General features: G+C 73.9%; 5 protein-coding genes. 2 read left to right on the plus strand and 3 right to left on the minus strand.

The window, feature by feature from the left end; translation table 11 throughout:
• The coding region (locus tag J0670_RS29620; RefSeq protein ID WP_207814774.1) for a tyrosine-protein phosphatase at positions 1 to 669 on the plus strand (669 nt) is incomplete at its 5' end.
• 54 nt (positions 670 to 723) lie between these two features.
• On the opposite strand, the gene J0670_RS29625 is transcribed toward J0670_RS29620, so the two are convergent.
• Positions 724 to 1,233 (minus strand): RICIN domain-containing protein, encoded by a 510-nt coding sequence (locus tag J0670_RS29625; RefSeq protein WP_207814775.1) that lies wholly within the window; start codon positions 1,231 to 1,233, stop codon positions 724 to 726.
• Between the two features lie 161 nt (positions 1,234 to 1,394).
• Here J0670_RS29625 and J0670_RS29630 point away from each other — a divergent pair, with 161 nt between their 5' ends.
• Complete coding sequence (locus tag J0670_RS29630) at positions 1,395 to 1,730, plus strand: hypothetical protein (RefSeq protein ID WP_207814776.1); 336 nt, start codon at positions 1,395 to 1,397, stop codon at positions 1,728 to 1,730.
• A gap of 31 nt (positions 1,731 to 1,761) precedes the next feature.
• Here the strand turns inward: J0670_RS29630 and J0670_RS29635 are convergent, their stop codons facing one another.
• Together J0670_RS29635 and J0670_RS29640 are read right to left on the minus strand one after the other, a co-directional pair.
• Complete coding sequence (locus J0670_RS29635; RefSeq protein ID WP_207814777.1) at positions 1,762 to 2,595, minus strand: TIGR02452 family protein; 834 nt, start codon at positions 2,593 to 2,595, stop codon at positions 1,762 to 1,764.
• A gap of 171 nt (positions 2,596 to 2,766) precedes the next feature.
• Positions 2,767 to 4,914, minus strand: coding sequence for a DEAD/DEAH box helicase (locus J0670_RS29640; RefSeq protein WP_207814778.1), 2,148 nt, complete (start codon positions 4,912 to 4,914; stop codon positions 2,767 to 2,769).
• Between the last annotated feature and the right edge of the window lie 205 nt (positions 4,915 to 5,119).

Genomic DNA, 5,119 nt, shown 5'->3' on the forward strand with positions numbered 1-5,119 from the left:
GGTGTGCGCAACTTCCGTGACGCGGGCGGGATCGGCTCCCTCCGCCGGGGCGTGCTGTACCGCTCCGGGTCCCTCCACACGCTCACCGAGGAGGGCGCCCGGAAGCTCAAGGCCCTCGGCCTGCGGACGGTGGTCGACCTGCGCAGCCCGTTCGAGCAGGAGACCTGGCCGGACCAGCGCCACGGCCTCGACCACGAGACCCTCAGCGTGCCGACCCTGCCCGCCAACCGCGAGGACGTCGACCTCCCCTGGCCCGAGGACCAGGCCGGCCTCTACCTCTTCATGCCCGAGACGGCCGGCCCCTCGCTCGCCACGATCATCCGCAGCCTGGCCGCCCCCCGGGCGCTGCCGGTGGTCGTCCACTGCGCCGTCGGCAAGGACCGCACCGGCCTCACCATCGCCGTCCTGCAGTCCCTGCTGGGTGCCTCCGACGCCGACATCACCGCCGACTTCCTGCTCTCCAACCTCGGCCTCGGCCTGGACAAGGGCCCCACCCCGTACATCGACGAGACCGGCACCGAACGGATCTCCCGCCCGATCAGCGCCGAACTCATCGCCTCCTCCCTCGCCTGGATCCGCACCCACCACGACACCGTCCCCGCCTACCTCCACGCCCACGGCGTCACCGAAGCCGAACTCGCCGCCCTCCGCGCCAACCTGACGGCCTGACTGGCTGACGGGCTGACGGGCTGACGGGCTGACGGGCTGACGCGCCCGTGAGCGCTACCCCTGGCGTTCGAAGCGCCACCACTGGGTCGGGGCGTCGACGTCCTCCCACTGGTGGACGGGGGCGCCGGGGGTGTCCGCGGCGGTGAGGGGCTTGCCGCTGATGAAGCTGGTGACGGTGTACGTGCCCGGTGCGTCGACGTGGGCCTCCAGGAGCCACTCCTGGGCGCCGAAGGCGTTGGCGGACCACTGCTGGATCGGGACGCCGTCGTCCGGGGAGGCGCCGGTGACGTCGAGGCGCTTGCCGCTGGCGGCGTTCTCGATGTGGAAGAGCGCCCCGCCCGGGTGCACGGGGGTGAGCCGCCAGAGCTGGGCCTCGGAACCGTCCTCCGCGCCCAGCCGGACGCGGGCGCCGCTGCGCCGGGAGCCGTCGGCGACCTCCAGCAGCAGGCCGCTGCCGACGTTGCGGATCCGGTAACGGCCGTCGGTGATCGCGGTGTTGGCCACGTGGTCGGTCACGCTCTCGATCTCGCTCTCAGTCGCACTCTCGGTCACGCTGTCAGTCATGTTCGAAGTCTCCCATTGCGGACCGACGGGCGGCCTCGCACCCGAACACCGCCGCAGCTCCCGGGGATGTCCGGTGAGGGAGGGGGCCCGGCCGGGCGGCGCGTTCGCCGGGTTATGGTCGGAAGCCGACGCAGCCCTACGACGGACGAGTGGAGTCGACGATGGCGAAGGTCCCGAACGTGCTCGCGGCCGCCGCGCCCGCCGCGCTGACCGCGGCGAGCGGTCTGGTCGGCGGTTACGGTGTGGCCCGCTGGAGCGGCCGGCGCGAGCTGGGTGGCGCGGTGCTGGCGGTGGCCGGTGCCGGGGCGGCCGCGCAGTGGCGCCGCAGCTCGGGCACGGCCGCCGCGGCGGCGCTGACCGGCCTGTACGTGGCGGCCTTCGGCGGTTCGCACCCGCTGGCGAAGCGGATCGGCGCCTGGCCGTCCGTGTTCGCCGTCACCGGTGTGGTCGCGGCGGCCTCGACGGCCGCGACGGCGCTGTCCGCCCGCAAGCGCTGACCGGCTCAGGGCCCGGGGGCGACCGCGGCGCTCACCGGGCCGCCGTGCCGAACCGCGCCTCGAAGGCCGCCCGGTTCGCCGAGACCGGCGAGCGGTCCCAGACCGCGAACACCACCCGCTCGAACGCGGCCCCGTACCGGGCCAGCGCGCCCTCGAAGGCCTCGGCGACCTCCGCCGGGTCGTTGCGGAACACCCCGCAGCCCCAGGCGCCGAGCACCAGCGCGCGGACCTCGTGCCGGGCCGCCGCCGCGAGCACCCGGACGGCCCGCTCGGCGAGCACGCCCCGGACGTCCGTACCGGGCGAACGCCGTTCCAGCTGACCGGCGTTGGGCGCGGGTGAGGTCAGGAAGGTGACCGGGTACGGCCGGGCCAGCAGGTCGCCCCGCCCGCCGCGGATCACCGGGACGGCCGGCGAGACGATCACCCGGTGGCTGTACCGCAGGTCGGCCGAGGCCCGGTGCGCCTCGTAGTAGTCGGGCGCCTCCAGCAGGCAGTCGTACAGCAGCGCGCTGCGGCACAGGTCCTCCTCCTGGGCGCGGGCGCCGCGCAGGTAGCCGCCGCCGGGGTTGCGCGCGGAAGCGAAGTTCAGCACCCCGACCGGCCCGGCCCCGGCCCCGACCAGCCGCCGGGCGGCCTCGACGCTCCCCTCGGCCGTCACCTCCGCCCGCCCGGCCAGCGGCCCCGGGCCCGGCCCGTCCGCCGCCAGCAGCGCGTCCAGCGCCTCCGGCGCGTACGACACCGTGCCGGCCTTCGCCGCCGTCAACTGCTCCCCCACCTGCACGAGTTCGCCCCCGGCCGTCCGGTAGCTCCCCCGCTCGGCGATCTCCTCGTTCACCCGTGCCACATCGTGCAGTCTGCTGCTCATGCCCGTGACGCTACGGGACCGCCGCCCTCGCGCGCCACAGGTTATTCTCACTCCCAGAACAACGAGGCCGGGGGGGTGCCGGGGGAACGCCGAAGGGCCCGCTCCGGGTGCGGAGCGGGCCCTTCGGCGTTCTTCCAGTGCGACCAGCGGTCGATCACCGGTCGTACCGGGTCAGTTCTTCCAGCGCGGCTTGCGGTCGTCGCGGTTGAAGCCGCCACGGTCGCGGTCGAAGCCACCGCGGTCACGGTTGAAACCGCCGCGGTCGGACTGCGGACGGCCGCCGGAGCGGTGGTCGTCACGGCGCGAGAACGGACGGCTGCTGCTGCCGCCGCGCTCGTCGCGGTCCCGGCCGAAGGACGGGCGGTCACCGAAGGAGCGGGCCGGACGGTCGCCGAAGGAGCGGCCGCCGCGGTCGTCGCGGTCGCGGTTGAAGCCACCCGAGCGACGGTCGTCACGGTCGAAGCCACCGGAACGGCGGTCGTCACGGTCACGGCCACCACCGAAGCCACCACGCTCACCGCGGTCACGGTTGAAACCGCCCGAGCGACGGTCGTCACGGTCGAAGCCACCGGAACGGCGGTCGTCACGGTCACGGCCACCACCGAAGCCACCACGCTCACCGCGGTCACGGTTGAAGCCACCCGAGCGACGGTCGTCACGGTCGCGGTCCCGGTCACGGTCGCGGGTGAAGGCCGGACGCTCGGTGCGGGCCTCGCGGTACGACGGGGTGCGCTCCTCGGCCTGCGGCGCGGCGGCAGCGGCCTCGGCGACGGCCGGAGCCTCGGCGGCGCCCTCGCCGGCCTCCTCGGCGGCCGGGGCCTCGTCCTCGATGCCCAGCTCGGCCCGCTCGCGGGCGGCCCGGGCGGCCAGGCGGTCGGCCTCCTCGCGCAGCTCGGTGGCGCGGCGCTGCGCGCGCTCCAGCTGGCGGGTCATGTCGGCGAGCTCGCGCTCGGCGGCACCGGCGATGTTGGCGGCGCTCTCCGCCTGCACCTCGGTGAGCGAGCGGGCGCCGGTGATCCGGGCGACCTCCGCGTCGAAGGCGTGGTCCAGGATGTGGCGGCTGGCGTCGACGCCCGCGTCCTCCATCAGGCGGAAGACGCCGCGGCGCTGGTGCGGCAGCACCAGGGTGACGACGGTGCCGGAGCGGCCGGCCCGCGCGGTGCGGCCGGAGCGGTGCAGGTAGTCCTTGTGGTCGCCGGCCGGGTCCACGTTGAGGACCAGGTCGATGCCGTCGACGTGGATGCCGCGGGCGGCGACGTCGGTGGCGACGACGACGTTGACGTAGCCGTCCTTGAAGTCGCCGAGGACGCGGGTGCGGGCGCCCTGGGTCATGCCGCCGTGCAGCGCGTCGGCCTTCACGCCGGCCTCGATCAGCTGCTCGGCGACGCGGTCGGCGCCCATCTGGGTGCGGACGAAGATGATCGTGCGGCCCTTGCGGGCGGCGATCGCGTTGGTGATCGGCGCCTTGTCCTTGGGCTTCACCACGAGGATGTGGTGGGTCATGGTGGTGACGGCGCCGGCCGACGGGTCGACCTCGTGGGTGACCGGGCTGTTCAGGTAGCGCTTCACCAGGGTGTCGATCTCGTTCTCCAGGGTGGCGGAGAACAGCAGGCGCTGGCCGCCGGCCGGCACCTGGTCGAGGATCTCGGTGACCTCGGGCAGGAAGCCCATGTCGGCCATCTGGTCGGCCTCGTCGAGGACGGCGACCTGGACGTCGTCGAGCTTGGCGGAGCCGCGGTTGATCAGGTCGCGCAGGCGGCCCGGGGTGGCGACCAGGACGTCGACGCCGCGCTCCAGCGCGTAGATCTGGTTCGACATCGAGGTACCGCCGCAGACCACCTTGAGGCGCAGGCCGAGCACCGAGCCGAAGGGCTCCAGGGCGTCGGCGACCTGCATGGCCAGCTCGCGGGTCGGGACGAGGATCAGACCGCGCGGCTGCTTGGCGCGGGTGCGCTCGCCGTCGGCCAGACGGGTCAGCAGCGGCAGGCCGAAGCTCAGGGTCTTGCCGGAGCCGGTGCGGCCGCGGCCCAGCACGTCCTTGCCGGCCAGGGCGTCCGGGATGGTCGCGGCCTGGATCGGGAACGGGGTGGTGACGCCGCGCTTGGCGAGGGCGCGGACGACCTCGTCCGGCAGGCCCAGGTCGCCGAAGGTGATGGTGGGCTCGGCGTCCTCGACCGTCTCCTCGACGGTCTCGACGGCGCTCTCCTCGGCCATCTCCTCGACCTCGGCGGTCAATTCGGTGGTGTCGGCGGAATCGGTGACATCGGCGGCGGCCTCGTTCGCGGGCATGGCGAAGCGGGCGTCGTCAACGAGAGACATGCAAAACCTTCCGGAAGTGGCACGCGCCAAAGTCCGGGGTTCTGTTTCACAACCGCCTCTATGCGGTCAGCCACGGATCGCCGGAACGCGCCAAGGGCGCCAGATGGGAGTAGGGCGCCAGTCAAATGGATCAAACGAACGATCTACCACCATAGACGAGCCTCGGGATCGGAGGCAAACGCCCTGGCCAACCCCCTAATGTCCG

The sequence above is a fragment of the Streptomyces sp. FH025 genome (assembly GCF_017427025.1).
Classification (GTDB): Bacteria; Actinomycetota; Actinomycetes; order Streptomycetales; family Streptomycetaceae; genus Kitasatospora.